General features: G+C 47.2%; 1 protein-coding gene. It reads left to right on the forward strand.

Translation table 11 applies throughout. The features are described 5' to 3' along the window. Positions 1-1,020: 1,020 nt before the first annotated feature. Complete coding sequence (locus ACQCLF_RS15965; RefSeq protein WP_426989074.1) at positions 1,021-1,296, forward strand: hypothetical protein; 276 nt, start codon at positions 1,021-1,023, stop codon at positions 1,294-1,296. The last annotated feature ends 67 nt before the right edge of the window (positions 1,297-1,363 follow it).

Below are 1,363 nucleotides of genomic sequence, written 5' to 3' on the forward strand. Positions count from 1 at the left end.
GATGGCCAAAAGTATGTCGTTCACATTGATGCCGAGGCGTTCGAGGCGGGTACGAGTGGAGGTGGGGCCGCTAACGACTCCAGTGTAGGCACAGGCAACAGCCACAGTGACGACAGCGAATCCCGGAATGGGAGGGGGATGTCGTTGGATGAACGGGAGAGAGAAAGTCGCACTTACCAGGATGAAAAGTGGCAATTGCTTGCGACTGTTCGAGAAGGTGAGTCTATCTCCATAGATGGGTACAGTAGAATCATGCTGGAGATGGGTGATGATAGAGCCTCTTCTCATCTTAACTCGTTTTATGCTAAATCAAGTTATGTACTTCTAGATGAGCATGGGACTGTAGTTCAAGAAGTTTGGCCAAACCCTCCGCCGAGAGAGTTTTCGAGAAGATCAAGAACACACTATGGTCTCCCAATTGGTGGAAGTACCACTAAGCATATTGTTCATAATACAGGGTACCGTATAAATCAAAAGTTTAGATGGTTCGTTCGAGTTCCGCTTCAACCAACAACTTGCGGGAATTGTGGGGAGAGATACCTGAATATATGGGAGCCAGCAAATGATTAAGAAAGTGCTTATCATGATGTTATGCTTCGCGGCATATTCATGTTCTAAGGCTGAGCATGAACTACCCAGCCGGTCGGACTGCATTGTAAGAGTCCATATAACTGATGGCCAACTGGAAATGAGAGAAGTTGAAGATAGTTACCCGAAGATTTCGAGAGCCATTAACGAATCTAGAGGTCGAGGCTTTCCCTCTGCTCCCCCAAGTTTATCAATTCCTAGTGGCGACAGGCGATCTATATATCTGCAGTACCGAGAAAACTGTCCCGATAGAATCGAACTCACAGAGCAGTTGTTAAGTGAGTATGTTCAGCCATATGTATCGAGAATGCCTGCCTATAAGGTAAGCAGGGAAACAGTAAATCCATCGCCACGCACTATAGACATCCAAGGCGATTTTTGGATGGATTAGTCTTAAGGTTTTGATAGCACCATGCACAAAAGGGAGTGCCTATGACAGATGCAGAACTTGCTCTGGCTAAGGGTGGGAAATTCTTGGAGTTTTGGCGTTCTCCCCACTTGGCTGGCGACCCAGTTGCACGAACGGCGCTAACAGGCGGGGACGATCCCGATTTTGTCGGAGCTGAATTATCGGAGAAGTTTGTAGCCGCTTATACTTGGCGTAATTTAAGTTCATACATTTCTGACAATGGTTTAACGGTTTTAATGGAACAGATTGGAGCTGAGTTGGCCTTAGCTCAGGCTAATGTGGTAATTACGGCAACATGACCCAGAGAGGGGGCGAAAGCCTCACCTACAGCGTCTTCAACAAACCCCTGACCATCAGCGGCCACAG

Source organism: Marinimicrobium sp. ARAG 43.8 (genome assembly GCF_050113635.1).
In the GTDB taxonomy this organism is placed as follows: domain Bacteria; phylum Pseudomonadota; class Gammaproteobacteria; order Pseudomonadales; family Cellvibrionaceae; genus Marinimicrobium.